Origin of the sequence: Alteraurantiacibacter aquimixticola, from assembly GCF_004965515.1 — a bacterium.
Classification (GTDB): Bacteria; Pseudomonadota; Alphaproteobacteria; order Sphingomonadales; family Sphingomonadaceae; genus Alteraurantiacibacter; species Alteraurantiacibacter aquimixticola.
Genome location: NZ_SSHH01000002.1, coordinates 857,893 through 884,607, shown reverse-complemented (window position 1 = coordinate 884,607; position 26,715 = coordinate 857,893). Strand labels below are relative to the sequence as shown.

The window sequence follows — 26,715 nt, the reverse complement described above, 5'->3', positions numbered from 1 at the left end:
GCAATCCGCATAATCGCATCATTGCATAGATGTCCTTGGCACAGTTTGACACGGGTCAGTGACCCATGCGCAGTGCGGGCTATCAGATATGCAGGTTCGAAGCCTTGGCCGCCGCTGGATGGAGGGAATTGTCGATGGAAGCGGGGCAGGCCGAACTGGCGTTCCGCGGGGTGGGCCTGCGCAAGATCTATGTCACCGGCGAGACGGAGGTCCATGCCCTGCGCGGTGTCGACCTTGCCATCCATCCCGGCGAAATCGTGGTCCTGCTCGGCCCCTCGGGCAGCGGCAAGTCGACGCTGCTCAACATCATTGGCGGGCTCGACCGGCCGACAGAGGGTGAGCTCTTTCATTTCGACACCCAGCTGACTGGCATCGCCGAAGCCGACCTCACCCGCTATCGCCGCGAGAATATCGGCTTCATCTTCCAGTTCTACAATCTCATCCCCAGCCTGACCGCGGAAGAGAACGTGAGGCTGGTGACCGACATCGCGCATGACCCGATGGAGGCGCGCGAAGCGTTGGCACTGGTAGGCCTGAGCGACCGGGCGGACCATTACCCGGCGCAGCTTTCCGGCGGCGAGCAGCAGCGCGTGGCGGTGGCTCGCGCCGTCGCCAAGCGGCCCGGCATCCTGCTGTGCGACGAGCCGACCGGCGCGCTGGATTCGCAGACCGGCGTGCGCGTGCTGGAAACGCTGGTGCGCGCCAATCGCGAGCTGGGAACGACAGTGCTCATCATCACCCATAATGTCGGTATCGCCGCCATTGCGCACCGGGTGCTGCATTTCCTCGACGGGCAGATCGCCCGGGTGGTGGAGAACGACACGCAGATCGAGCCGGTGGAGATCACCTGGTGAACGCGCTCGACCTCAAGCTGACGCGAAACCTGTGGCACATGCGCGGCCAGGTCTTCGCCATTGCGATGGTGCTGGCCGCCGCCACGGCGACCTTCGTGCTTTCCATGGGGACCTATCGTTCGCTGGTCGACACGCGCGATGCCTATTACGCGCAAAGCCACTTCGCCGATGTCTTCGCCTCCATGACCCGCGCACCGCGCTCCATAGTGGACACGGTCGGCCAGATCGAAGGCGTGCAGCGGGCCGAGGGGGTGATCCAGCAATATGCGACGCTCGATTTTCCGGACCGCAACATTCCGGTGCGCGGGCTAATCAATTCGGTCGACGAAAATGGACGGACTCGCCTCAACCAGATTGTGCTGCGCGAAGGCCGTATGCCGCGCGCGGGCGAGCCGGGCGAAGTGGTGGTGGACGAGCTTTTCGCCCTCGCCAACGGGTTGGGACCGGGGGACAGCGTGGAGGCGCTGATCTACGGCAGCAGGCAGCGGCTAGACATCGTGGGGACGGGGCTGGCCCCCAATTTCATCTATGCGCTTCCACCGGGCGACATCATCCCCGATGACGAGCGCTTCGGCATTTTCTGGATGGGGCGCAAGGCGCTGGAAGCAGCGACCGACCGGACCGAGGCGATCAACAGCATTTCGATCACGCTGGAACGCGGGGCTTCGGAACCGGAGATCATCCGTGCGCTCGACCGGATTCTCGAACCCTATGGCGGCCTTGGTGCCTATGGGCGCGAGGATCATCTGAGCCACGCCTTCCTCGACAATGAGCTGATGCAGCTCGATGCGATGACGCGGGTAATCCCGCCGGTCTTCCTGCTGGTGTCGGTCTTTCTGGTCTACATCGTGCTGGGCCGCATGATCCGGACCGAACGCACGCAGATCGGCCTGCTCAAGGCCTTTGGCTATTCGAGCCGGCAGGTCGGCATGCACTATTTCAAGTTCGCGCTTGTCATCGCCATGCTGGCGACGGTGCTAGGCTCGCTGGCAGGGATCTGGATGGGGCACGGGATGACCGAGCTTTATGCCTCCTACTACCGCTTCCCCTTCCTCAACTACAATATCTCTCCCGGTGTGTTCCTGGGCGCAGCGGCGCTGTCCACCGGATCGGCGGCGCTGGGCGCGCTGGCGGGGATGCGCTCTGCGATCAGGCTCGCGCCCGCCGTCGCCATGTCGCCGCCGCCACCGCCGGTCTATCGCGCGGGTATCGTCGAGAGGCTGGGGCAGCGGGCGGGCTTTTCCGCCATCGGCCACATGATCGTGCGCCACATCGCCCGCTGGCCCGGCCGCTCGGCCATGACGATACTGGGCGTCGCCCTCTCGCTCGGCCTGCTCTTCTCCACCGTCCAGTTCATCGATTCCAGCCGCAACATGCTCGATTCCTACTTCTTCCGCGCGCAGAAGCAGGACCTGAGCGTCAGCTTCACCGAAGCGCGCAATGAGGACGTGCTGTTCGAACTGGCGCAGATACCCGGCGTGCAGCGGGTGGAGGGAACACGGGCGATTGCCGCGCAGATGAGCAACGGGAACCTCACCGAGCGCACCGCGCTGGAGAGCGCGCCGGAGAACTCCATCCTCACCGCGCGCATCGATTCCAGCGGGGCCGAGATCGATATGCCGATCTCCGGCCTGATGCTGAGCCGCCAGCTAGCCGACCAGCTGAAGGTCGGGGCGGGGGATAGTGTCTATGTGGAAATGCTCGGTGGAAGGCGAACCGCGCGGATGATGCCGGTTGCCAGCATTGTCGACGAGTTCATCGGAGCGCGTGCCTATGCCGGACCTGCCACGCTGGAGGAGCTGGTGCGCGACCGGGCGCCTTTCGCCACGGCGCTGTTGCGGATCGATCCTCTCTTTCGCGATGACATTCTGACCGAGCTCAAGGAAATGCCGGTGGTACTCGGCGTAACCGAGCGCGATGCCGCGCTGGTCAAGTTCGAAGAGATGATCGACGACAACATCTTCACGATGATATTTTTTTACATTGCCTTTGCCTCGGCCATCGCGGTCGGCGTGGTCTATAACAGCGCGCGCATCCTCTTCTCCGAACGCGCGCATGAGCTCGCGACGCTGCGCGTGCTCGGCTATCACCGCACCGAAGTCGGCATTGTCCTGCTGGGCGAGCTGGCGCTGCTGGTGATCGCCGCCGTGCCGTTGGGCTGCGTCATCGGCTACTGGCTGGCGCAGCTGATGACGACGATGTTCAGTTCGGACCTCTTCCGCCTGCCGTTCGCGCCCAACCGCGCGACCTATGGCTATGCTTCGCTGATCGTCCTGTTCTCTGCCTTGGGTACCGCCGCGCTGGTGGCGCTGCGGGTCTTGCGGCTGGACATGGTTCGGGTACTCAAGGCGCACGACTGATGATGGATCTTGTGAAACGCTGGCGCTGGGCGCTTCTGGTCGCGGCCCTCCTTCTGCTGGGGCTGCTCTATGCCTTCTGGCCCGCTTCCACGCTGGTGGACATGGGCGAAGTCGATCGTGGCCCGATGGCGGTGGGCGTCACCGATGACGGCGTCACAAGGGCGGAAGAATACTATTCGGTCTCGGCCCCGGTGACCGGCTATCTCGACCGGATCGAGCTGGAAGCGGGGGACCAGGTCGAGCGCGGGATGCTGATCACCCGCATGCGTGGCCGCCCGGCAACGCCGCTCGACCGGCGTAGCCTGCAGGAATTGCGCGGTGCGCTCTCCTCAGCCGAAGCCGCTGCCGCTTCCGTCACCACTTCGCTGGAGCAATCGCGCCGCGACCTTGCACGGGCGGAGCAATTGTCGGAGCGTGGCTTCCTCGCCAGGGCGCAACTGGAAGCGGCGCAGACCCGCGTCGCCACTGGCGAGGCGAATTTGGCGCAGGCGCGGGCGGAGGCGGTGCGTATCCGTGCCCTGATGGCCCAGCCCGGCGGCGAGACGGGCGGCGCACCTGTTCCCGTGCGCGCTCCCGCGAGCGGATCGGTCATGTCGGTCATCACCGAAAGCGAAGGCGTGATCGCGGAGGGAACGCCGCTCATGACCATCGGCGATTCCGAGCAGATCGAAGTGGTCGTCGACCTCCTCTCGCGTGAGGCGGTGCGGGTCTCGCCCGGCGATCGCGTGGAAATCCACCAGTGGGGCGGGCCGGATGCGCTGATCGGGATTGTCGACCGGATCGAACCCTACGGCCGGCTGAAGATCTCGGCGCTCGGCATCGAGGAGCAGCGCGTCAATGTCATCATCCGCTTCGCGCCCGAAGCGCGGTCGGAAGCGGCGCGGCTGGGCCATGGCTACCAGCTCGATGCCACGATCGTGCTCGAACGGCGGGACGACGCGCTGCGCGTCCCGATCGGCGCGCTGTTCCGGGGCGGCGATGGCGGCTGGCGCGTCTTCGTCGACGATGGCGGCCGCGCGCGCGAAAGGGCGGTGTCGCTCGGCCTCATCAATGATGAGCATGCCGAGGTCCTCGACGGCTTGGCGCAAGGTGATACCGTGGTGCTCAATCCCGGCAACATGCTGGAAGACGGCATGCGCATCAGCCGGCGGTGAGGACGGGCGGGCCCCGCTCGCTCACCTGACAAGACGCCGCGCACGGCCTGTCGCTGTACTGGTGACAGCATGCGCTTCCGCGCTATCAGGCCCGCCATGCATATCTTTATCGTGACGCGCGGTTATCCCAGCGCAGAGCGTCTCTACAACCATGCTTTCGTCCATCGCCGCGTCCTCGCCTACAGGGAGCGCGGCCATCGGGTGACGGTGATCTGGCTGCATCGCCGTCCGCCGCAGGCCGAGTACGAATTCGATGGCGTGCCGGTGCTGATGCGCACCGCCGACGACTGCGTGGAGGTTATCCGCCAGCAGCGGCCCGATGTCGTGGCCTTGCATGCCCCGGCTGATGACTTTGCGCCGGTGATCGAGAATGTGCCTCTGGACATCCCGGTCAATGGCTGGATCTACGGCTCGGAAATCATGCCCTTCTACGAGGTTACCGAGAGGCGCGAACATAATGAGAAGCGCTGGCTGAAGGCGAAGGCCGTTTTCGAGCGCCGAATCGCCTATTGGCGGCGGCTCGCTGCGGACTGGCCCGCCAATTTCCGCATGGTCTTCGTCTCGCAATTCGCCGCCGACGAGGCGTTCCGGGCGGTGGGCCGCGAATTGCCGCGCTGGACGGTCTCGCCAAGCCCGGTCGATACGGAGCTGTTCCGCTACAGCGAGAAGCAGGCGGACGACCGCTTCAAGGTCCTCTCGATCCGCCCTTTCAGCGACTGGCGTTATGCGAATGACCTTTCGGTTGAGGCGATCCTGCTGCTGGCCGAAAAACCGGGCTTCGACCGCTTCCACTTCCATATTCTGGGCGAAGGCTACCTGTTCGAGGAAATACTCGCCCCGATCCGCCATCTGCCCAATGTGCGGGTCGAGCAGCGTTTCCTAACTCAATTTGACGTTGCAAAAATGCATCAGGCGGCCGGAATTTTTCTCTGCCCCACACGCAATGACGCCCAAGGTGTCACACGTGACGAAGCAATGAGCTCGGGCCTTGTGCCGGTGACCAACGCCGCTGGAGCCGTGCCTGAATTTGCTGATGAGAGTTGCGCCTGGCTCGCTCTGCCCGAGGAAAGCGGGACAATTGCCCGCGGGCTGCAGGCGCTTGCTGACGATCCAGCTCTCTTCCTTCGATTATCATCAGCGGCGGCGCGGCGAGTCCGGGCAAGGTTAAGTATTGGCAAGATCGTGGCGCATGAAGAAGTGTTGATGAAATCTTAGAGTGTGGGTGCTCAGCTTTGACATGGCCGCCGCCCATGGTAGGTGCCGATCATCCGATTGGTGGGGCTCAAACACCGGGCAAGTGGGTGCCGGGTGTCTTGCGTTGAATGCTTCAAGGGTCTTTTTGTTTTGCTCCAAACTGAATGTATTTGTGTGGTGGGCCTTGGTTATGTTGGCTTGCCGCTTGCCTATTCCTTTTCCCGCAAATTCGAGAATGTCGTGGGCTTGGATGTTTCCGCCAGGCGCGTGGAGGAGTTGAAGGCCGGTATTGACCGGACGGGCGAACTGTCCGCTGGGGAGCTGCGTGACATGCGGCTGCAGGTCACCTGCGACCCCAAGGTGATTGCCGATTGCGGTATCGTGGTCGTCACTGTGCCGACGCCGGTCGATGCAAACCGTGCACCCGATCTCTCCATACTAACCGGCGCATGTCAAACCATCGGTGAGCATCTTGCCAAGGGCGCAATCGTGATCTTCGAATCCACGGTATTCCCAGGTGCGACAGAGGAGATTTGCGCGCCCGTGATAGAGAGTGCCTCGGGCATGGTGGCGGGAACGGATTTCAAGCTTGCCTACAGTCCCGAGCGGATCAATCCGGGTGACAAGCAGCACCCGGTCGAAAAGATCACCAAGGTGGTCGCCGGTCAGGATGAGGAGACGCTCGAGAAGGTCGCCGCGCTTTACGGTGAGATCGTCGAGGCGGGCATCTACAAGGCCGCCTCGATCAAGGTCGCCGAAGCTGCCAAGGTGTTGGAGAACACCCAGCGCGACATTAACATCGCACTTATGAATGAAATGTCGAAGATCTGCCGCATGGCGGGTATCCGGACTGCCGACGTACTCGATGCGGCGGCGACCAAGTGGAATTTCATGCGCTTCACGCCGGGTCTCGTTGGAGGGCACTGCATTGGCGTTGACCCCTATTATCTCACCTCCAAGGCGGAGCAGCTGGGCTATCATCCGGAAGTGATCCTGTCGGGGCGTCGGATCAACGATTCCATGCCGCGCTACATCGCAACAGAGATCCTGCAAATGTTGGCGACTGGGGGCTACTTCATCCGCCGTTCACGCGTGGGGGTGTTGGGGGCAACATTCAAGGAGAACGTGCCTGATATCAGGAACAGCAAGGTGCTGGAAATGATTAGGGAGCTTGCAGGCTTTGGAATTCGCGCGGTGGTGCACGATCCCTTGGCCGACGCCGAAGAGGTCATGCAGGAATATGGCATTGCGCTGCAGGACAAGGCCGAATTGAAGGACCTGGACGCGCTGATCCTGGCGGTGCCGCATGAAGTTTACCGCGACGAGGTGGATACCTTCATCAAGGAGCACCTCAAGCCGGGAGGAGTGTTGGTGGACCTGAAGTCCGAGCTGGACCCGGTCCAATATCGTGAGAAGTACAAATATTGGTCATTGTAGGGTTTGCCGCAGGAACAAATGCTTACCATTTGCCCGATCGGAACATGCAGGATCCACACGCCTTTCCGGCGCGCGCGCGAAACGCACGAATTCGTTTTCATGAAGGCGCGCAACTACGGGTTCACGCACACTGCCTATGAGGCGGTCCAGCAGCTGCGCTTCATGCGTGGTGTGCTGGATGTTCCCGAGGCCGTCCGCGCGGTGATTTTTCGTCATGGTACACAGACTGACTTTGCCGATGAAACTTTCATCGAACCCGATCTCTATTTCGTTGAAGTTTCCTCGGCGAAGCTCATTAGGGTCGGCGAAGATGCGATCCAGATAAACTATCTGTATGCCCGCTATCCGGATTTCTTTGCCGATCATGATCGCAAAGTGAAATACTGGGACCTTGCGAGTCCGAGCAATGCGGCGGGCCTTGATCAGTGGCTGGAACAACAGCCTTCATTCGTCGCACTGGCGGAGTGCGACCGCGAGATTCTGCGCAACGCGCGGGTTACCGTCGAGAGTGCGCAGAACGTCGTCGACTCGCTGTCGCAGTTTGTCGACATGGTCGGTCGCGACAGAATGATCGTGACAACGCATGTCAATGCGCGCTCGCAGCTTGGTTCTACCCTTCCGCGTCGCGAGCAGCTGATTGCCGATGTAGAGGCGGCTTGCGAACAACTGGACTTGCGCTGCTACAATCCCACGGCACTGATGAACCAGCTGGGCCAGCATAAGGCGTTGAAGGATCAGGGGCGCGACCTGACCCATTTTACGGACAGCTTCTCCGACGCGTTATTTCGGGACTGGAATGCCCATTACTTCGCAGTTCCCGCGTTCGCGGTTGCCGACTTCGGGGATGGCTCGATCTTCGATCCTGCTCGCCTTGATGAACTGCTCAAGAAAGGCGCAAGACAGCAGGCCGTTGAATATCTGCGTGATGCGGTCGAGGTCTATCCGGCGAACGCGCGGTTGCAGCGCCAGCTGGCCAAGCTGGAGTTTGAGCAGGGCAGCCTCGACAAGGTTGCCGCCATCTTCGGTGCGACCGGAGCGGGCGAACAATTGGCCCAGAGCGATCCTGAAGCCTTTCTCCTCGCCACTTTCGCTGTGGGCGATCATGTCAGGGCGCTGGAGTATGGCGAAGGACTGCTGGCGGACGAGCTGGAAAGTCCAACGATCTACGCGGTCATGGTTCAATGTGCCGAAGCACTGGAGCTGGAGGACAAGGCGCTCGGCTATTGGAAGAAGCTCTTCTTCTTCGGTGGCGAACAGGCAGGCAAGGCCGTCAGCAAGGTCTTCGCCCTGCTCGATGCCACGGGCGCGGATCGGCAGGTGGTGCGCGAATGGGCCGAGCTAGTGCATGAACGCTATCCCGAACAGGAAGGTGCGCTGTTGGTGCTATGGCAGAATGCCATTGCCGACAAGGCCAGCGCGAAGTTGGTGGCGCTGCGCAAGCATTCGCGCAATCTCTCGGGCGAAAGCATGCGGGTTCTGGCGGAGGCCTGCGATGAAGCTGGATTTGAGGCGCTTGCGGCCGATCTGATGAGTGGAGGCGCGGACGAGACAGCGGCGAGTGGCAAGCGCCATTCCTGGCTCGCCGCCCATCGCGATGGCTGGCGCAGACGAGGTCTCGCGGCTTTGGAAAAGGGCGACAAGCCGCACTCCCTTCAATGTTTGCGCGCGGCTGAAATCGCTGGCGACCGCACTGTGCGCAGCCACCTTGCCAAGCTTGAAGAAGCTTACCTGGTCGATGCCCGCGCAGCCTATAAGGAACGCGATCTGGACCGCGTACTTGGTCTTTTCGACGAAGCTGATGGCAGCCTCGTCAGCTTCTACCAGATGGACCTACTGGCCGGACGTACGCATTACATTCTCGGGGATTTCGAGAAGGCGACCGATCACCTGCATGTGGAGGTCGAGAAGAGCGAGTTCGACATCCGGATTTCGCGCCAGCTGGCGCGCGCCGCGTTCCGCGCGGGCCGCTATGGCTTGGCCATCGACCAGTTCATGCTGGTGAGTGATCGGGCCGATGGCGATGAAGAGATTGTTGCTGACTGTAATGACAAGTTGCAGCGGCTTGTTGCCCGCAGCATCCGCCATGCACGCGACATGATCGACCGTGACCGCGTTGCCGAGGCTCAGGAACTACTGGTAAAGGTTGCCAGGATTGATGGTAGCGCAGCACGGCTGGAAAAGGAGTACGGGCGCCTTGCCTCGATACTGCGCAGGAAGATCAAGACCTTGTCCGCTAGCCAGGTGGAAGAACGCTTCGATCTCGGCAAGCGCCTGTTCGCACTCGATCCTGACTCCGCACTAGCAGCGAAGGCCGTGGCCGATGCGGCGATCCGGCTGGGGCTCTATGCAGAAGCGATCGAGTATTTCGAGGCCTTGCGTCCCCTTGCCGGGAATACGAGGCAGATCGATCGCCAGATCGAAATGTGCCGGTCGCGTTTGATGCAGGCTGCGGCATGACCGCATCGCCGCTCACTCTCCTTCCCCCAGTAACCCCTATCAAGAGTACCCCCCTATGAGCAGTCTTGCCCACAAAGCAGAGCCAGATCCCATCGATCCTGCAGAACTGATCGCAGCTCTTACCGAACTGTACGAGTTCTCCACCAAGCCCGGGCTGCGGCCAGCTCTCAAGGCAGCCGAGATGGCGCGCCGCTATGCGGATGACGTGGCCGGTGACTTGAAGGCCAGCATATTGCTGCTGCAGATCCTGGACAACGCGATGCTGGTCTCCGAGACCGCGCCGAAATGGGAAGCACTTTACCGCGCCAATCCCGACCACCCAAAGGTGATCCGCCACCTCGTCTCCTCCTTCTGGAAGCGCAGCATGAAGGACGAAGCGATGGCGATCATCGACCGGCATTATCCGGCCGATAGCGATGACCGCAGAGAGCTGGCGCGGCGCGCGGCACTTTACGATGCAATCTACCACTACGACGATTGCTTCGCACTTTTCCGGAAAATTCTCGCCGCGCATCCGGACTACCTGTCCGCGCGTCTGGATCTCGCCGTTCGCCTGGCCAAGGTGGGCTTCCTGGTCGATGCACTTGAAGTTCTGGAGCCGGCCGCTGACGAATTTGCGCCAGACAGCCGTGGGGGCCTGCTGCTGGTGCAAGTGCGCCACCAGGTTGAATGTCTCGAACGGCTCGCGCCGGGACGCGCAAAACACGGTGAGGACTGCCGCCTTCTTGCGCTCGAATGCCTGCTGCGATTCTTCGAGAACCGGCCGCTGCGTCCCACCAAGGACCCGCAAAAGATCTCGCTCGTTACCGGCGGTCTGGGTGCGGGCGGCGCGGAACGGCAATTGTCCAAACTCGCCTGCCTGCTGGCCGAAAATCTCGGTTCACCCGACCTCGTCAGCGTGGCGGTGAAGACGCTGGGCGTTGAACACAAGCCTAACGATCACTTCCTGCCCGACCTGCTGGACAACGGGATCGAAGTAGTGGAGCTGGAGGAAGTGACGCCCACGCCTGTGAGCGACCATCTCGACCTTGATCCGGACATGGCGACCTTGTGTACCATGCTCCCGCCACAGGTGAATTACGGTGCCACCCGCCTGACCTCCTATTTCCTCGACCGCGATTTCGACGTCGCCAGCATCTGGCAGGATGGCGCTACGCTTTATGGTGCACTGGCCGCACTGCTTGCGGGTGTGCCCAAGATCCACCTGGTTTTCCGCGGCCAGCCGCCCATCGTGCGCACCGATCGCAACCAGCCGGAATACGAAATTCTTTACCGCGCCATGGCGCGAATTCCGGGTGTCACACTGATCAGCAACTCCAGTCTCGTGGGTAATGTTTATGCGGATTGGCTCGACCTGCCTTCCGAGCGGGTAAGGACCCTCTACAATGCGGTTTCCCCCTGCGTGGAGCCGCCGCTGGAGGAGGAGATCGAACGCTGGGAACGCTTCGTGGCGCAGACCGCCGACGCCGAGACCACGATCGGCGGTGTTTTCCGCCTAGAACATGTGAAGCAGCCCCTGCCATGGGTAGAGTTGGCCGCAGTCTACAGCCAGCGCTACCCCGCCTCGCGCTTTGTACTCGTCGGCGACGGGCGCGCCCGCGGAGAGATCGAGGAACTGATCGCACACCACGGCCTGACCGACCGCGTACTGATGGTCGGCCGCTCGCGTAGCGTCGGATACTGGTATGAGAAGATGGATGTGAAGGTCCTGCTCTCGCGTTTCGAGGGCCTGCCCAACGTGCTCATCGAGGCGCAGGCCGCCGGCTTGCCGGTGGTCGCGACGCCTGCGGGCGGCTCGGTCGAATGCTTTATCGAGGGCGAGACCGGTCATGTGCTCGATTGCACCGAGAAGCCCGACCTCGTCGCCGCGAGCGAGAAAGTCCATCGCCTTGCCAAGCGCTTCCAGGCCGATCCCACGGCTAGCGACCGTGCGCGCGATTTCGTGGGCGAGCGTTTTTCGGACGAGCAGTCGCTGCGCACCTTCCTGCACATCTGCTCGACCTGATTTTGCTTCACCGGTCCCGGAAACTGGCATACTGATCGCAGCCCATGACCCCGTTTCGTATCCTGACTGCCGCCCTCCTTGCCTTTGTCACCTCCGCCTGCGCCCTGCCGCGCGGCGGACCTTCGACGGGCGAGGTGGTGGAGGCCGGCCAGTATGACGTTGAGGTGATGCCGCTTGCGCAATGGCAGGCCGAACCGATCGAGATGCCGGCGGCAGCCAGCGTGCCGGTGGAGTTCCTGTCCGGCCCATCGACCGATTTCGAGGAGCTACGCCGCGGCGACGTGCTGACTGTGACGCTGACCGAATCCGCTGGCAACGGCCGCTTCCCGGTCACCATTGCTTCGCCGGTCACCGTCCCTGCGGTCCAGATTGCCGAGGACGGTTCGATCATTTTGCCCTTCGCCGGGCGGGTGGAGGCCGTGGGCCTGACGACCGCAGAACTGACCGAGCGGATCCGCCAGAAGCTGGTGCGGCAGATCTACGGCCCCGAAGTGGTGGTGACTCGCACGGGGGCAACGCAGCGTTCGGTGACGGTGATGGGCGACGTCGCGCGCGGCGGTGCTGTCGAGCTGACCCCGCAATCCTCGCGTCTCGGCGCGGTGATCGGCGGGGCGGGCATCCAGCGTGAGCCGGGATCGGAGTATATCGTGCAGGTGCATCGCAACGGCGTGCTGGCGGAGATCGGCCTCGACCAGCTGTTCTCCGATGCCGCCTATGACATTGCCCTACAGCCCGGCGACATCATCTCGCTGCGCCGGGACGATCGCTACTATGTCATCATGGGTTCGGTGGGACGCCCGGCGCGTGTTCCGCTGCCGCGCAGCGAGTACATGTTGATTGACGCGTTGGGCAATGCCAGCGGGCTGGATGAGCGCACCGCCGATCCCACCGGCGTCTTCGTCTTCCGCCAGCGCGATGCAGGGCAGCGCGACGTGATCTATCGCATGGATATGAGCGATCCGGCCAACATCCTTATTGCTGGCGATTTCCCGCTGCTGCCAGGTGACGTGGTCTATGTCAGCTATGCGCCCTTCACCCAGACGCAGAAGGTGCTGCAGGCGATCGGTTCGGTCACGCGCCTTACCAGCGATATAGAGCGCATCAGCCGATGAATGATTGGCCTCCGGTCCGCGTGCTAGAGGCGGCGCCGCGCTGGCTGCGCAAGGTCAAGGCTATCATCCTGCGCGAGATCGGCTCGCGCTATACCGGGGATGCGCTCGGCTATCTCTGGGCCTACCTCGTGCCGTTGGCCTGGGTGCTGGCCGTTTACGTGATCTTCCTGCTGCTTGGCCGCCGGATACCGATTGATACCGATATCGGCAGCTTCATCTGTTCGGGTGTCGTGCCCTATGTCTGTTCGCGCTATGCTGTGAATGCGATCCTGCGTTCGAGAACCGCCTATCGCCACATCCTCTCCTTCCCGACAGTCAGCCCGAACCTGGTGGGCGGTGCGGTCTTTGCGCTGGAGATGGTCAACAGCCTGCTGATCTTCGGCTTCCTGCTGCTGCTCAATTATTCGGTCTTCGGCTTCTTCGAGATGCACGATCCGGTGCTGGCGTTGTGGGGCTACTTCCTCGCGGTGACTAGCGGCGGGGCCTTTGGATACCTGATGGCATCGCTATCCACCATTGTACCCGCCCTGTCGCGTGCGACGCCGATCTTCCTGCGTCCGTTGTTCTACATTTCAGGGGTCTTCTACACCGCCAACGAGCTGCCGCCCACGCTGCGCGACCTGTTCGTCTGGAACCCGCTCTTTCACGGGATCGAGATCCTCAGGAACGGTCTTTTCATCGGCTATGAATCGCTGTTCGCCATGGCTTGGGTGCCGATCACCTTCATCCTCGTCTGTGTCGCCACCGGCTATATCGTCCAGCGTCGCCGGCTGTCGGGCGCGCCGGTCGAGGGCGATGCCTCCTGGGCGATCTGATGATCGGTTTCGAACAATGCACCAAGCACTATGTGCTCGATGATGAGGAGCGCGTGATCCTCCGCGAAGCGACGCTGTTGTTCGAGCCTTGGGACCGCATCTGCATCCTAGCGCCGCCGGGCGTTGGCAAGACGACGATTGCGCACCTCTTGGCGGGCTTCACTCGGCCTACGGAGGGCAATGTCCACCGTAGCGGACGCATTTCCTGGCCGCTGGGCTTCACCGGCGCGCTGCATCCTTCGATGACGGGGGAGCGCAACGTCGAGATCATTGCAGACCTCGCCGAAGCGCCGCGTAACCGCGTAAGCGCCTATGTTGCGGAGTTTTCCGAGCTGGGCGAAGATTATCACCGCAAGGTGGAAACCTATTCCTCCAGCATGCGCGCACGGCTCGGTTTTGCGCTCAGCATGGCGATCCCGGCGGATACCTATGTCGCCGATGGCAATATCGGGACCGGCGCACCCTCCTTCCGCACGCGCTGCGAGGTGGCGCTGGAGCAGAAGCTGAACGAGGGTGCAGGCCTGTTCTTCCTCACTCATTCGCCGCGGCTGGCCGAGCGCTTCGGCCGTCGCTTCGCGGTGCTGCAAGGGGGCAAGTTCGTCCTCACCGCCGATGCCGAGGAGGCCAAGGGAATTTTCGAGACGCAGCTGGTCGAACAGGACAGTCTGCAGCAACTGGTGGAAGGATTTTCCAGTGAGTAGCGGCTGGGGCATGATACCGCTAGGTAGCCGATATGGATAACAAGCAACGCCTGCAGGCATGGCGCCGCTCACGCGCGTCCGGAAAGGGGGCGGACTATGTCACGCCCGATGCGGATACTAGCGCCAGCGAGGACGTGTCCGACCTGATCGGGGAGGGCGATGCCGAGGTAGACCTGCTGAAGGAGGCGACCGACAAGATGGCCGAGCAGGCGCGTGAGGCCGAGCTCGAAGCCGAGCTTGAGGCGGAGGCGAAAGCTTCTGCAGCCGTTGCTGGATCTGCCGCCGCTGCCCCAACCGCTCGCGCCTCCGCTTCCGGCACGCAGGTTCAGCACGCCGCGCGCTTGCGGGCCGCGCGCCGGGACGAGGAAGACCGGCGGCGAGAGATCGAGGCCCTGCTGCCCAGCGAGGCGGACATTTCCGCGCGTCTCGCCACGATCAACCAGCGCGACCATGAACGGCGCGTGCGAAGGCTACGCAACCTCGCGCTCTTCGCTTTCCTGCCGGTACTGTTGGCGCTCGGCTATTTCGCCTTCATCAAGTCCTATTACTACCAGACCGAAACCTCCTTCGCGATCACCACGGTCAGCCCCAGCGAGGGGATTTCGGGCGCGGCCATGCTGGGCGTGAGCACCGGCGGCGGCGGGATGACGGACGGTTACCGTGTGCGCGACTACCTGCTGTCGGAAGAAGTGCGCCGGATCATGCAGGGCGAACATGCCTATCTCTCGCATTTCGACGGGCAGGATATGCCGGGAGCTTCCGACGCGGGCAGGGGGCTCGGCTTCTATCGCGACCGCGTGCAGGTGATTGCCGACCAGCAGGAAGGCATCATGACGCTGCAGGTCGAGGGCGTCACGCCGGAGATGGCGGTGCGCTATGCCGAAATCCTCCTCGACCTCGGTAAGCAGAAGGTGCGCGATATCTCGCAGGCGATCGACGAGGACCAGATGGCAGACCTTGTGGTAGCCGAGCAGGAGGCGCGCGACCGGCTGGCGCAGGCACAGGGGCGCGTGGTCGAAGTACAGCAGCGCCAGGCAGAGCTCGATCCGCGCATGTCGGCGCAGGGCATTTACACGATCATCAACGGGCTGGAAGTCGAACTGGCCGAGTATGAGGCGCAGCGCAGCGCGCTGCTCGCCAACGGGCTTAGCGAAAGCGCCTTCCTGCCGCGTATCAATGCCCGCATCCAGGCGCTGGAGCGGCAGATCGCCCAGCAGCAGGAGCGGCTGGTCAGCTCGCGCGAGGACGGGACTGTCGGTCGCACGCTGGCGCAGTTCGAAGCCGCGATGGCCGAACGCGAGGCGGCGCAGGAAGAACTCGCCGCCGCGCGTACGACGCTCGAACAGGCACGGCTGCGCGGGTTGGAACAACGTAAGTACCTGGTCGTGATCTCGCGGCCGATGGAACCGCAATCGCGCAATGAGAGCCGTTTCCTCGGCATCCTGACGGCGCTGGCCATTGCGCTGGCCGCCGTGCTGGCGCTTGGCTGGCTTACGCTGCGACGCTCCGCCACAGAAGAGAACTAGTCTATGGAATTGAAGGCTATTGACCGGATCGCGGCGAAAATCCGCGCCGGGGCAGAGATTTCTGCAGGCGATCTCGACACGATCGACGTTACGGATGCGCTCGCCTGCGAGGAAGTGCGCTTCGCCATCCTGCGCCCTCTGGTCGATCGCGGCGAGGACCGGTTGGCTGCTGCCATCCTCGACCGGATGGTGCAGGGCCCGCACGCCACGCAGGCGGACCGCGTGTTACTCGCGCGGCTGGTGTGGGAATTCGATCCCGACCGCGCCCGCTCGACGTTCGACGATCTGATGAAGGATCACCGCGGCGATCCGCGCGGACTCTCCATGGTGCTCACCCGGTTGATGATGGCGGGCGAGGTCGACGCAGCTGCCGACTATGCCGAGAATTACGCCGACTGGCCTGCCGATGCGCGCCTGACGGGCCTCGCGCTCAAGGCGCTCACCCGCGCTGGGCGGGAGGATACCGCGATGGCGATGCTTGAAGCGCGCGACGCGGGCGCGGGCGAAGAACAACTGGAACAGCGCCTGCAAATGCTGAACGCGCGCGGTGAATTCGACAAGGCGATCGCAATCGCGCCCGCCACTACGGACGACACGATCACCAGCCCGGCGATCCATATCGAGGTGGGCGATGCCATGCTTGGCCGCCAACGCAGTGTGGAGGCGGTGGAGCATTATACCCGCGCGTTGGAGCTGGAACCGGGCAACCTCCGCGCCCTTCTGCGGCGCGGAGAGATCTTGCTCACCAAGGGTGACCACCAAAATGCACGGGCGGATTTGGAACAGGCGCTGGAACAGGCGCCGCACCTGCCGCATCTGCGCGTCTGGCTCGCGCGCGCGTTGAAGGCAACGGGTGAATATGATCGCGCGGCCGAGTTGATGACCGAGGCGTGCCTTGCCGATCCGGAGAACGAAACGCTGCGCCGTGCTGCCGCTTCCGCGCTCAACCAGGCCGGGCAGCAGGAAGCCGCGATCCGGCTCTACGACCACCTGATCGATGCACGCCGGCGCCGTCTGCCCAATGATTTCGAGAGCGGGCTCGATGCGCTGTGGGACCGGCTGGAGGATGCCAATATCCCCAAGGCGCGGTTCGATTGGGCCTGGCGTTTCCGCGATCCGGAAGTCTGGCCCGATTCTCGTCGCGCCGAGTGGGAAGACCGCGGCCGCTGGGGCCTGCTGGCTGACCGGCTGATCTATGATTGGCTGGAATGCCGCATGGACCAGGCCGAACAGCTGGTGGAGCGTGTCGCCGAGCTCGACCCGCTGGAAGCCATGGTCCGCCCGCTGGTGGAGCAGGGGCGGGGGCTGGTCTTCGCCTCTGCGCATATCGGGGCAATGTTCTCCGGCCCGCTGGCGCTCGAATTGCTAGGCTTAGAAAACCGCTGGCTCGCTTCGACGCCCGGCCTGCCGACGGTCGATTTCGCCCGCCAACTGATCAGCACTAGCGACCAGACGGAGGCCCAGGTAGCCCGCCAGGCCATGCGCGTGCTCGGTCAGGGTTGCACGCTGACCATTGCCATTGACGGGGCGATGAATGTTGCTGCGCCGCGTATTCCCTTCGAAGGGCAGGAAATCACCTATTCCAGCTTCGCCGCGCGGCTCGCCTACAAGCAGCGTGCGCCTTCGATCTTTGCAGTGCCGCAGTGGCATGGCAAGACGATCGAATTCCACCTGACGATCATGCCTTACCCTGAGGAGGGCGAGACGATGGAGCAGTATACAGCCCGCTGGCGTGAGGCTTACCTCGAGCAGTTGCGCATTGCCATTTCGGGCGCGCCGGAGAACCTGCGCCTCGCTGGTGGCATTTGGCGCCACATCCAACCGGGATAGCAAGACCGGTGGCCTCCACCGTACCGGTTTTGCGGGACCTGCGCTTCGCAGTTTCGGGTTTTGCCATCCTGCTCGGCCTTGCAGTAATCGCTGCCTGCGCGTCGGTGCCGCCGGGCACGTCACGAGCCGTAGAGCGCTGCGAGATTGGGCTCACCATTGCAGATGGCCGGGTCACTGCGGCGCGCTACATGGCGGCGATGGAGGGGTTTGCGCGGCAGGCCGGGACGACCGGCGGCGTCGGACAGCGCCTCTGGCGCGTCACCAATGCGAAGGACGACCGACGCTCACCACCGGAAGGATCGCTACGCCACGCTATCGCAGGCGCGCGTGCGGCGGGTGGGGGCTATATCCTCTTCGATCTGCCTGCGGATGAGCGCGAACTGGTGCTGGCAGCGCCGCTGCGGCCGGGCTCCAATGTCACGCTCGATGGCGGGTGCAGCCAGCCGCGTATCATCGATCCGAGCGCGGGGTCGGCCTTCTATCTCGCCGGTGTCGCCAACCTCGTCCTGACGGGCTTCGCGATCACGCAGACTGGTTTCGAGGACCTTGAGGAGAGCGGCGATTGCGTGACCGTGCGCGGCGGTGCTGACCGCATCTGGTTCGCCTTCATGGCGCTTTCGGCCTGCCGCGACGGGATGATCGACATCACTGGAAGTGAGGGAAGGGGGCAGGGACGTTTCACCATTTCCGACAGCCGCTTCAGCGAGCATGACAAGGTCATGCTGATCGATGGCGGTGGAGCGTCGGGCGAGAGCTGTTTCGCCCTGCCGGACAAGCCCCTCCAGGTGCAGCTTAGCGTGCTGCGCAACAGCTTCACCGAGGTCGCCCAGCGCATCCCGCGCGTATCGGGTAGCGCCTATGTCCACTTTTACGGAAATGACGTCGCCTTCGCGCCGCGCCAGCGGGCAAGCGGGGCATGGAGCGGTGCCTATGGCTCGCTGGTCACGCAGGGCGGGCGGTTGCTGGTCGAACGCAACCGCTATCGCAGCCCCGACAGCGCGCGCCGCTATCGCGCTACCGCTTCGCAGGCACTCGAGCGTGCCGATGCGCCCGGCTGTGCCGCCGATGGCGCGCTGCGCGGCGTGGCGAACGATGTGGGCGAGGGCCTGAGCGTGCAGGACATGCGTGTCGAGGAGGTGCCTTCGCCTACCTACACACTGGCGGAGAGCGCAACTGCGTGGGGCCGGGAGCGCGCCCCCGGCCACGCCTTGCGTGGCGGCCCCTTCATCCAGCCCTAGGGCTTACTTCCCCTTCGCGATCGCCGGATATTCGTTGACGTACCAGGGCATGGCCTTGGTCAGCCCTTCTGCAATCGTGTGCGTGGGTGCATAGCCGATCATATCGCGCGCCTTGTCGATCGCTGCGAGCGAATGGCGCACGTCGCCCTTGCGGAAATCGCCATGCACCGGATCGCGGTCGTAATGCACCTGGTAGCCTTCCAGCTCGCCGCGGATCATGGCGAACAGGTCATTGAGGCTGGTCTGCTGACCCACAGCGACGTTGAACACTTCGTTGCGACCTTCCAGCTCCGCCATCGCTGCGCGCAGATTGGCCTGCACGGCATTATCGACATAGCAGAAGTCACGGCTGGTAACGCCGTCGCCATTGATCATGATCTCCTTACCCTCGATCATCCGGTCGGTCCATTTGGGGATCACCGCGGCGTAGGCGCCCTGCGGGTCCTGTCGCGGGCCAAAGACGTTGAAATAGCGCAGGCCGACCGAGCCGAAATCATACACGCGGCGATAGATATCGGCATAGATCTCGTCGAACAGCTTAGTCGCTGCATAGGGCGACAGCGGGTTGCCGATGCGGTCCTCCACCTTGGGCAGGTTAGGCTCGTCGCCATAGGTGGAACTGGAGGCGGCGTAGACGAAGCTTTCGACACCCGCGAGCCTCGCGGCGTCGATGATGTTGAGGAAGCCCGTCACGTTCACGTCATGGCTGGTGCGCGGATCGTCGATCGAGCGCGGGACCGAGCCCAGCGCGGCCTGATGCAGCACGATCTGGACCCCGTCCATCGCTTCGGCGCAGGCATCACGGTCGCGGATATCGCCCTCAATTAGGCGGAAGTTCTGCCATTGCTCGCCCACACGGGCCGCCACATGGTCCAGGTTGAAGCGATGGCCGGTGGCGAAATTGTCGAAGCCCGTCACACTCTGGCCGAGGCGCAGGAGCGATTCCACCAGGTTGGACCCGATGAAGCCAGCCGCCCCTGTGACCAGCCAGTGGCGGGTTGTGGAGGTGATGCGGTTCTTGAGATAGGCCTGCTGCTGATCGTCGAACCAGAAAGTGTTGTCCATTGGTGGGTACCAGCTGTTTACATTGCGGCGCTGACGCGCCTTGCGGTCCCCTTGCCTTCGCGCGCGCAGTTGCGCAAGCAGGGGCAACCCTCAACGCACAGGCGCGCTCGCCAAAGCACCCTGCATGGCGGCCAGCATCGGCTTGGCGGCCAGCTGCTGGTCGAAGGGGTGGCCGCGCAAGGGCAGGCCGTCGGCCCGGCGGCGGCGGCGGGGATAGCTCCTGCGGTTCATGTAGCTCGGCCCGTCGGCCAGCGACCATACGAGTAACTCGCGCACATTGGTGAAGCTCAGCGTCAGGTCGAGATAGGCGCGCACATGCGCCGCGACTTCGGCATCGCGCTGCTCCCTGCTGCGCGCGGCAATGTTACGGTCGCTGCAATCGAATTCGGTCAGGATCACGTCGACCCCCATGCCCTCGACTTCCTCCAGGAAGCGCCGCCAGGCCCGCTCGTCACGCCTGCGGCCTAGCGTCTTGCCGATGTGGCTCTGGATTCCCAGCGCATGGATCGGCACGCCGCTGGCGAGCGCGCGTTCGAGCACGCGCAGCACCCCATCGCGGTGCGTGGGGTCTGCCTCCCAGCTCATCGTTTCATTGTAGACCAGGTTTGCGGAGGGAAGCCGCTCGGCCATGATGTGGAAGGAGAGGTCGACGTAATCTTCGCCCAGCAGGCGGGTGAATTCGGTTTCGCGCAGTTCCCCGGTCGTGGGATCGACCGCTTCGTTCATAGCATCCCAGCAGGCGATGTCCGGGAAGGTTCGCGCCAGGAACGCGCCATGGCGCCACATTTGCCGGGTCAGTTCGCCATGGTCGCGCGGGGCGAGACCGGCTGCCTTGTCGACCAGCCAGCGGGGCATGCGGTCATGATGGTTCCAGCAGAAGCAATGACCGCGCAATCGCTTGCCGCTGTTCTGCGCATAAGCCGCGATCCAGCGCGCTTCAGCGACCTCCCGCTGGTTCTCGCGCCGTTCCATATGGCGCCACTTGAAGGCATTTTCACCCACCAGCATGTCGCACTGGTGGTCTACCAGTTGCCGGTAGCTGCGATCGCCCAGCACGCGCTGCGATACAGCGCTGCCGAAGGAAATTCCCCGGCGCGCAGCGTGTTCCGCAAGGGGTATACTCGCTGGTGCTGCCGCATCTGCGGGAAAGGCCGCCGCTGCGATTCCGAAGCCGGCCAGACTGACGAATGCCCTTCTGTCCATATCAACAGACTCGCATTAATTTGCCCAATTCTCAAGTTTTTCAGTCGAATGACAATAGCACTTGGTAGAGCGGGAGGGCGCTTGGACGCGCGGGAGCCATCATTCGTCGCAAGCTATGGTGAATAATTTCTTTTCCGCATGGGTATTCGTCTAGAGTGCCGGGAGGGGGCCGAACAGTTATTGGATCGGCACATGAAAGTTATTGTTTTTGGCGGCGACGGCTTCTGCGGCTGGCCAACCGCATTGCACCTTTCCTCCCTTGGCCACGACGTCACGATTGTCGACAATCTCTCGCGGCGCCGCATCGACGATGAGTTGGGGCTCAAAAGCCTCACGCCGATTGCCAGCATGCCCGATCGCCTCCGTGCATGGCAGGAACTGCAGGGGCGCCCGATCGAATTCGTCGAAATGGACATGGCGCGCGACATTTCCGGCCTCGACCGGCTGCTGGGCGAAACGCAGCCCGATGCGGTGGTCCATTTTGCCGAACAGCGCGCCGCGCCCTATTCGATGCGCGGCCCGGAGGAGAAGCGCTACACGGTCGACAACAATATCAGCGCCACGCACCACTTGCTGGTTGCGCTGGTCGAGCGGTCTCCCGATACGCACCTTGTCCATCTCGGAACCATGGGCGTCTATGGCTATAGCGGGGGCGGTTTCTCCATCCCCGAAGGCTATCTCGATGTGGCCGTGCGCGACGAGGAGGGGGAGCTGCAGCAGCGCGAGATCCTGTTCCCCACCAGCCCGGGCAGCGTCTATCACATGACCAAGTCGCTCGATCAGCTGATGTTCCAGTTCTATGCCCGGAATGACAGGCTGAAGATCACCGATCTGCACCAGGGTATCGTCTGGGGTACGCAGACCGATCTCACCATGCGCGACGAGCGGCTCATCAACCGTTTCGATTATGACGGTGACTACGGCACCGTGCTCAACCGCTTCCTGGTGGAATCGGCAATCGGCTATCCGCTCACGGTCCATGGCTCGGGCGGGCAGACGCGCGCCTTCATCAATATCGGCGATACGGTGCGTTGCGTTGCGCTGGCGATCGAGAACCCGCCCGAGCGCGGGGAGCGGGTGAACATCCTCAACCAGGTGGCAGAGACCTTGCGCGTCATCGACCTTGCCGAGCTGGTCTCGAAGCGAACGGGCGCAGAGATCGCCCATGTGCCCAATCCGCGCGCCGAAGCGGACGAGAACGAACTGGTCGTCAGCAATGAAGGGTTCCGCTCGCTGGGCCTTGATCCGATCCTGCTCGATTCCAGCCTGCTGCAGGACACGATCGACCTGTCGCGCCGCTATCGCGACCGGATCGACCGCGAGAAGATCCCTGCGCGTTCGGCCTGGAACGCCGAACGCCAGCGCGAAATTGACGGGGACATGGCCATCGCCTGACCGGCGGCGCGAAATTAGGGGGCACAGATGCGCATAATCGGAATCGGCCTGCTGGCACTGCTGCTGATCGGGACACTGGTGGTACTCGGCCAGCGCGGCGCGTTCGACGATGCCTGGCAGCGCGTGACGGGCGAAGAGGCACAGGAGTACCAGGATCAGGACCGGGCGGCGGCCGATAGTTTCGACACCAGCGGCCGCGACGTCTTCGCCGCGCCCGCCAGCGTGGATGGCCCGATCATCCTTTCCGGCTTGCCGTCCTTCGCCAATATGACCTTCCACATGCCGAGCGAGCAGCGGCCCGTTTCAGGGGCGCTGGAACTAGGTTTCTCCTCGCGCGTGGCGGACGGGGTCGAAGGCGCATTGCGGGTCACGGTCAACGGCTCGCGCCGCGCGGAGTACCTGTTGCGAGAAGGCTCGGCGACGGGCGAGCTGGTGATCGGGCTGACGGCGCAGGACCTCGCTTCTTCGGTGCTCGATATCGGCGTCAGCCTGCAGGGCAGGGGCGTGATCGCGGAATGTTCGAGCGATGACTCCATCGCGGCGGTGGTTGAGATCGAGCCGGCCACGGGCCTGCGCCTGAGGCTCACGGGCGAGCCGACATCGGTGGGTGACCGGCTGGCGCTGTGGGGCGGGCGCGTGCCGGTCGAATGGTCGGCAGGAATGGCGGATGGGGAGCGGACCAGCCGCATCCATCAGGCAGCCATATTGTTTGGCAAGGGCTATCGGCCGCTCTTCGTCGAAAGCGGCCTTGCCGGGGAAGAGCTGGACAATCTGGCAGGACAGGCCGGCACAAACCGCCTCTTCGCCTTCCCGGCGGACGCACCCGTGGTCTTGACCAGCGACCCGGCCAACAGGGGAGTGCGCCGGTTCGGTCGCCGTATCAACTGGCGTTACAGCTACAACGATGGCGAGCTGCCCGAAGGCATGGTTACCTCCGCGCTCGACCTGCGCCTGCTCGCCAGCCCCGCGCGCGGCGGCATGGACCGCGACTTGACGGTGACGCTGAACGACCGCCTGCTCCTGTCGCGCCGGGTGCCCGGCGACATGGAGCGGATCAATCAGTCGATCGTTATCCCGGCGGGACTTCATGGCTGGGACAATACGCTCGACATTACCCTGTCCGCCGATGACGGCGCGACCCAGCGTTGCGGTGAGGTTGCTCCGTCAAGTGCCGAACTCCTCCCCGAGACCGTGCTGCGGCTGCGGCCAGCGGCGGAGGGTGACTTGGGACCGCTGCTGCAATTGCGCCGGGCGCTGAGTGAAGCTGGGCAGATCACGCTGGAGGTGGATGAGCTGACCGCCGTCGACGCCGAAGCCGCAGCCCGCCTGCTGGCGCGGGTGGGCGCGGCGGACTGGGTCGCTGCAGCGAGCGGCGGGGAGGCGCGCGTGCACATCCTTTCCGGCGCCGATGTATCCGCCACTGTGTCCTCTGGTGGCGATGCCACGGGCCGGCAATGGCTGGTCTATCTTGAAGCTGGTAGCAACGGCACTGTGATCGCGCGGCGGCTCGACAACCCGCCGCTGGGCCAGCCGCCAGCCCTTGCGCTGCTGGTCACGCTTCCATCTGCCTTGGCCGGGCCGCAGCTACAGACGGGTCAGTCAGCCCCGTGAGCCCGTCGCACGACATCGATACGCGGCAAACGGTCAATTTCCGGTCCGTCGACAGCCAGCCGCGCGGCCTTTCGGCGCCGGTTTCGCGCCTGCGCGCGCCGGCTCTCTTGCTCACCTTCTGCATCCTGGCGCTGATCCAGCTGGCGGTGTTCAGCACCGGCAGTCTCGACTGGCTGTTCCCCCAGCGCGACTATGTCTTCACGCCCTATGTTGGCGAGCATTCGATTGCGGTGAGGACCTATATCGTCTCCTTCTACGTCGCCTATTCGATCTACGGCTCGGGCTCGGCCACGGCGCGCGCACTGTTCGCGCTGGAGCTGGTTTTCCTTTTCCTCACCATCTGCGCGCTGCTCGATGTCGCCAACACGCTGTTCCTGGTGCTGTTCGGTTCGCCCTATCCGCTCACTTTCGTGCAGATCCTGGCCGGGCTGATCGGGTTCGGCTTGTTTTCGTTGATGCTGGTACAGCGCGGGGTCATGCCGCCCACCAAGCCGGTGGAGACGGGCGAGCAGCACAATCTGCGCATGCTGTTGCGCATCGTGGCAGTCGCGACCACGGCCGGGGCCGCTTCTGCATATGTCGGCTTGCAGGACTGGCGCCTGATCGAAGGCATGCGCGAGCTGACCCTGCTGGGCGGCATCGGGCCGGGCATCCTGCTGTTCCTGCCGACCTTCTTCCTGCAGCTCTATATCATCGGCCTTCTCGAGCGGCGCCTATCGGCGGCCAGCGGCCACGCCGAGCCGATCAGCGTGATCGTGCCGGCGCATAACGAGGCTCCGATCATTGCCGAGACCATTCGCCACATCGACGAGGCAGCGCAGCAATTTGCCGCAGAAGTGGAGCTGATCGTGCTCGACAACAATTCAAGCGATGACACCGCCGAAATCGCGCGCACGGCGATTGCCGAGGGGAGCGCAATCACGGGGAGGGTGGTCGCCGTCCCCCGCCCGGGCAAGGCGCATGCGCTCAATCGCGGGATCGAGGAGGCGAAGCACGCGCTGGTCCTGCGCATCGATGCCGACACGCAGATCGGACCGGACAATATCAGGCTTGCCGTGCAGAACTTCCACGAACCGCATATCGGCGTGGTCGGCGGCGTTCCCCTGCCGCCCGGCGGCGGGATGTTCGATCGCGCGCGGCTGGTCGAAGTGCTGGTCAAGCACGGCTATTACTCGCCCGCGCTCAGCGCTTTCTGGGGCCTGATCGGCGTGCCCGGCATGTTCGCCATCTACCGCGCTGAGGCGCTGCGCAAGGCAGGCCGCATCGCAACCGGCATGAATGGCGAGGATACAGACATGTCCTTCCGCATTTCCGAGCTCGGCTATCACTGCATCGTCGACTATCGCGTCAGCTATGTTTCGGAGGTGCCCGCCACCTTCGCCCATATGCGCGAACAGCGCATGCGCTGGTTCCGCTCGGTCTATCACGTATCGGCGCGCGGGCGTTCGGCGATCCTGTCCAATTCGACCACTATCAGGGGAAAGCTCGTCCTGCCTTATATGCTGCTCAATTCCGGTCGCCGGGCGATGATGGTGCCGATCCTGTTCTTCGGCCTGCTGCAACTGCTCACCGCCAGCGGCACGGACAATGTACTGGTGTGGCAATCGATCATCGCCGTGCTGGTGGGCGCGCCTGCGCTGGTGGCTGTCGGGGCGATCCTGCTCAACCGCCACCCGGCTGCGCTGCTGGCGATGCCCGAATACCTTGCCTTCCGTGCGCTGCGTTCCTGGTACACGCTGGAATCGGTTCTCTCGATCCAGATTTCGCGCCGGTCACGGCGCTATAGCGAGATGATGGAGCGGGTGGCATGAGGACGCGGTGGATCGCTGGCCTGCTGGCATTGCTCGCCCCGGCTCAGGCGCGGCCACAGGATGATCCGGCGGAGCTTACCCTGGAGGTCTTCGGAGGGGCCGATGTCGTCCCGCCCGACGTCGTCGAGAGCGGCATTGCGCAGGACCGCATCGAGGGCGTCCTGGGCGCCAATGCGTTGGTGACCTATTCCATTGGCGACACGCGCATCGTGGTCGGGGCGGGGACGGAGATCTATCCTGTCGACGGGCGCTTCGATCGTCACACGATCGGCGCGGCGCTGCGTCATGACATCCGCCTGTCATCTGACGGACGCACGAGCCTGCGCCTGGGAGCTGGCTACGATTACGTCTTCGGAGAGGACGGGCGCGTGTTCGACCGCGTGGAGGGTGAGGTCCAGCTGATCCGCCGCCACAGTCGCGAACATGCCACGACAGCCCGCATACGCTACGGCTATCGTAACCAGAGCGAGGAGCGCTTCACGGGCTTCGACCAGGACGAGCTGCTGGTCGAGCTGCGGCACAACTGGCGGCCGGGCGGCGGGCGCGCCGCCTTCAATGGCTCGCTGATCTGGCTGGAGCACGATGCCGAGGCGGAGCGGTTCAGCTACAGCGGCTATGGCGCGCGGCTGACCGGGCGGTTCGAATTCTCTGACAATCTCGCACTCTATGGCCGGGCATCCTGGGTGGTCCGCGACTACAAGGCACCGTTTAGCGCGCAGTTCCCGGTCGAGCGTGAGGATGAGCGCATCCAGCTGAGCGCGGGCGTTGAAGCGGGCGTAGCCCCGGGCCTGCAACTGTTCGGAGAAGCGGGCTATGTCGGCAATCCCTCCAACATCCCGGTGCGCGATTTCTCGGGCGTGACTGGCCGTGGGGGACTGCGTGCCGCTTTGTGAGTGCGTCGCGGCACGGCGGCGATCCTGCAAATACCGCGAAACGCTGCCTTCTCT

At 63.7% G+C, this 26,715-nt stretch carries 19 protein-coding genes; 17 read left to right on the top strand and 2 right to left on the bottom strand.

Features of this window, described 5'->3' with window-relative positions:
- Nucleotides 1–104 precede the first annotated feature (104 nt).
- The 13 genes from E5222_RS10720 to E5222_RS10660 all read left to right on the top strand — a co-directional run bounded on the left by E5222_RS10720 (nucleotide 105) and on the right by E5222_RS10660 (nucleotide 18,683).
- On the top strand, nucleotides 105–854 hold the full coding sequence (locus E5222_RS10720; RefSeq protein ID WP_246021684.1) for an ABC transporter ATP-binding protein: 750 nt from the start codon (nucleotides 105–107) through the stop codon (nucleotides 852–854).
- Complete coding sequence (locus E5222_RS10715; protein ID WP_136693732.1) at nucleotides 851–3,214, top strand: ABC transporter permease; 2,364 nt, start codon at nucleotides 851–853, stop codon at nucleotides 3,212–3,214. Before E5222_RS10720 ends, E5222_RS10715 begins: the two co-directional genes overlap by 4 nt.
- The gene (locus E5222_RS10710; protein WP_136693731.1) at nucleotides 3,214–4,368 is read left to right on the top strand and encodes an efflux RND transporter periplasmic adaptor subunit; all 1,155 of its coding nucleotides are present in this window, start codon (nucleotides 3,214–3,216) and stop codon (nucleotides 4,366–4,368) included. The genes E5222_RS10715 and E5222_RS10710 overlap by 1 nt, the downstream gene beginning before the upstream one ends.
- Before the next feature lie 96 nt (nucleotides 4,369–4,464).
- Nucleotides 4,465–5,583, top strand: coding sequence for a glycosyltransferase family 4 protein (locus tag E5222_RS10705; protein WP_169053556.1), 1,119 nt, complete (start codon nucleotides 4,465–4,467; stop codon nucleotides 5,581–5,583).
- 60 nt (nucleotides 5,584–5,643) lie between these two features.
- The gene (locus E5222_RS10700) at nucleotides 5,644–6,999 is read left to right on the top strand and encodes a nucleotide sugar dehydrogenase (RefSeq protein ID WP_425456254.1); all 1,356 of its coding nucleotides are present in this window, start codon (nucleotides 5,644–5,646) and stop codon (nucleotides 6,997–6,999) included.
- A 99-nt stretch (nucleotides 7,000–7,098) separates the two neighbouring features.
- Nucleotides 7,099–9,456: a hypothetical protein gene (locus E5222_RS10695; protein ID WP_136693729.1), complete on the top strand. Its 2,358-nt coding sequence runs from the start codon at nucleotides 7,099–7,101 to the stop codon at nucleotides 9,454–9,456.
- 55 nt (nucleotides 9,457–9,511) lie between these two features.
- Complete coding sequence (locus E5222_RS10690; RefSeq protein ID WP_136693728.1) at nucleotides 9,512–11,461, top strand: glycosyltransferase; 1,950 nt, start codon at nucleotides 9,512–9,514, stop codon at nucleotides 11,459–11,461.
- Nucleotides 11,462–11,505: 44 nt separating this feature from the next.
- Complete coding sequence (locus E5222_RS10685; RefSeq protein WP_136693727.1) at nucleotides 11,506–12,573, top strand: polysaccharide biosynthesis/export family protein; 1,068 nt, start codon at nucleotides 11,506–11,508, stop codon at nucleotides 12,571–12,573.
- Nucleotides 12,570–13,388 carry an ABC transporter permease gene (locus tag E5222_RS10680; protein WP_136693726.1) on the top strand — a complete coding sequence of 273 codons (819 nt, stop codon included), beginning with the start codon at nucleotides 12,570–12,572 and terminating at the stop codon, nucleotides 13,386–13,388. The genes E5222_RS10685 and E5222_RS10680 overlap by 4 nt, the downstream gene beginning before the upstream one ends.
- Complete coding sequence (locus E5222_RS10675; RefSeq protein WP_136693725.1) at nucleotides 13,388–14,089, top strand: ATP-binding cassette domain-containing protein; 702 nt, start codon at nucleotides 13,388–13,390, stop codon at nucleotides 14,087–14,089. The genes E5222_RS10680 and E5222_RS10675 overlap by 1 nt, the downstream gene beginning before the upstream one ends.
- 32 nt (nucleotides 14,090–14,121) lie before the next feature.
- Entirely contained in the window at nucleotides 14,122–15,615 is a 1,494-nt protein-coding gene (locus E5222_RS10670) for a KpsE/RkpR family capsule polysaccharide export protein (RefSeq protein ID WP_136693724.1), read from the top strand.
- A gap of 3 nt (nucleotides 15,616–15,618) precedes the next feature.
- Complete coding sequence (locus tag E5222_RS10665) at nucleotides 15,619–17,445, top strand: tetratricopeptide repeat protein (RefSeq protein ID WP_136693723.1); 1,827 nt, start codon at nucleotides 15,619–15,621, stop codon at nucleotides 17,443–17,445.
- A gap of 8 nt (nucleotides 17,446–17,453) precedes the next feature.
- Nucleotides 17,454–18,683 (top strand): pectate lyase family protein, encoded by a 1,230-nt coding sequence (locus E5222_RS10660; protein ID WP_136693722.1) that lies wholly within the window; start codon nucleotides 17,454–17,456, stop codon nucleotides 18,681–18,683.
- 3 nt (nucleotides 18,684–18,686) lie between these two features.
- On the opposite strand, the gene E5222_RS10655 is transcribed toward E5222_RS10660, so the two are convergent.
- Nucleotides 18,687–19,748, bottom strand: coding sequence for an SDR family oxidoreductase (locus tag E5222_RS10655; RefSeq protein WP_136693721.1), 1,062 nt, complete (start codon nucleotides 19,746–19,748; stop codon nucleotides 18,687–18,689).
- Between the two features lie 90 nt (nucleotides 19,749–19,838).
- Entirely contained in the window at nucleotides 19,839–20,951 is a 1,113-nt protein-coding gene (locus tag E5222_RS10650) for an endo-1,4-beta-xylanase (RefSeq protein ID WP_136693720.1), read from the bottom strand.
- Between the two features lie 192 nt (nucleotides 20,952–21,143).
- On the opposite strand from E5222_RS10650, the gene E5222_RS10645 reads away from it, so the two are divergent.
- From E5222_RS10645 to E5222_RS10630, 4 genes are read left to right on the top strand one after another with little or no spacing between them, the layout of a single operon-like run.
- Nucleotides 21,144–22,346, top strand: a complete 1,203-nt coding sequence (locus E5222_RS10645) for an NAD-dependent epimerase/dehydratase family protein (protein WP_136693719.1) — start codon at nucleotides 21,144–21,146, stop codon at nucleotides 22,344–22,346.
- A gap of 27 nt (nucleotides 22,347–22,373) precedes the next feature.
- Entirely contained in the window at nucleotides 22,374–23,957 is a 1,584-nt protein-coding gene (locus E5222_RS10640) for a cellulose biosynthesis cyclic di-GMP-binding regulatory protein BcsB (RefSeq protein ID WP_136693718.1), read from the top strand.
- Nucleotides 23,954–25,768: a glycosyltransferase family 2 protein gene (locus E5222_RS10635; RefSeq protein ID WP_136693717.1), complete on the top strand. Its 1,815-nt coding sequence runs from the start codon at nucleotides 23,954–23,956 to the stop codon at nucleotides 25,766–25,768. The genes E5222_RS10640 and E5222_RS10635 overlap by 4 nt, the downstream gene beginning before the upstream one ends.
- Nucleotides 25,765–26,661, top strand: coding sequence for a porin family protein (locus E5222_RS10630; RefSeq protein ID WP_136693716.1), 897 nt, complete (start codon nucleotides 25,765–25,767; stop codon nucleotides 26,659–26,661). The genes E5222_RS10635 and E5222_RS10630 overlap by 4 nt, the downstream gene beginning before the upstream one ends.
- Nucleotides 26,662–26,715: the final 54 nt, after the last annotated feature.

Excerpts from the sequence above, each read along its gene's own strand:
- E5222_RS10710 (WP_136693731.1), top strand. The coding sequence starts at position 3,214 with ATGATGGATCTTGTGAAACGCTGGCGCTGGGCGCTTCTGGTCGCGGCC.
- E5222_RS10705 (WP_169053556.1), top strand. The coding sequence starts at position 4,465 with ATGCATATCTTTATCGTGACGCGCGGTTATCCCAGCGCAGAGCGTCTC.
- E5222_RS10695 (WP_136693729.1), top strand. The coding sequence starts at position 7,099 with ATGAAGGCGCGCAACTACGGGTTCACGCACACTGCCTATGAGGCGGTC.
- E5222_RS10690 (WP_136693728.1), top strand. The coding sequence starts at position 9,512 with ATGAGCAGTCTTGCCCACAAAGCAGAGCCAGATCCCATCGATCCTGCA.
- E5222_RS10685 (WP_136693727.1), top strand. The coding sequence starts at position 11,506 with ATGACCCCGTTTCGTATCCTGACTGCCGCCCTCCTTGCCTTTGTCACC.
- E5222_RS10680 (WP_136693726.1), top strand. The coding sequence starts at position 12,570 with ATGAATGATTGGCCTCCGGTCCGCGTGCTAGAGGCGGCGCCGCGCTGG.
- E5222_RS10675 (WP_136693725.1), top strand. The coding sequence starts at position 13,388 with ATGATCGGTTTCGAACAATGCACCAAGCACTATGTGCTCGATGATGAG.
- E5222_RS10670 (WP_136693724.1), top strand. The coding sequence starts at position 14,122 with ATGGATAACAAGCAACGCCTGCAGGCATGGCGCCGCTCACGCGCGTCC.
- E5222_RS10665 (WP_136693723.1), top strand. The coding sequence starts at position 15,619 with ATGGAATTGAAGGCTATTGACCGGATCGCGGCGAAAATCCGCGCCGGG.
- E5222_RS10655 (WP_136693721.1), bottom strand. The coding sequence starts at position 19,748 with ATGGACAACACTTTCTGGTTCGACGATCAGCAGCAGGCCTATCTCAAG.
- E5222_RS10650 (WP_136693720.1), bottom strand. The coding sequence starts at position 20,951 with ATGGACAGAAGGGCATTCGTCAGTCTGGCCGGCTTCGGAATCGCAGCG.
- E5222_RS10645 (WP_136693719.1), top strand. The coding sequence starts at position 21,144 with ATGAAAGTTATTGTTTTTGGCGGCGACGGCTTCTGCGGCTGGCCAACC.
- E5222_RS10640 (WP_136693718.1), top strand. The coding sequence starts at position 22,374 with ATGCGCATAATCGGAATCGGCCTGCTGGCACTGCTGCTGATCGGGACA.
- E5222_RS10630 (WP_136693716.1), top strand. The coding sequence starts at position 25,765 with ATGAGGACGCGGTGGATCGCTGGCCTGCTGGCATTGCTCGCCCCGGCT.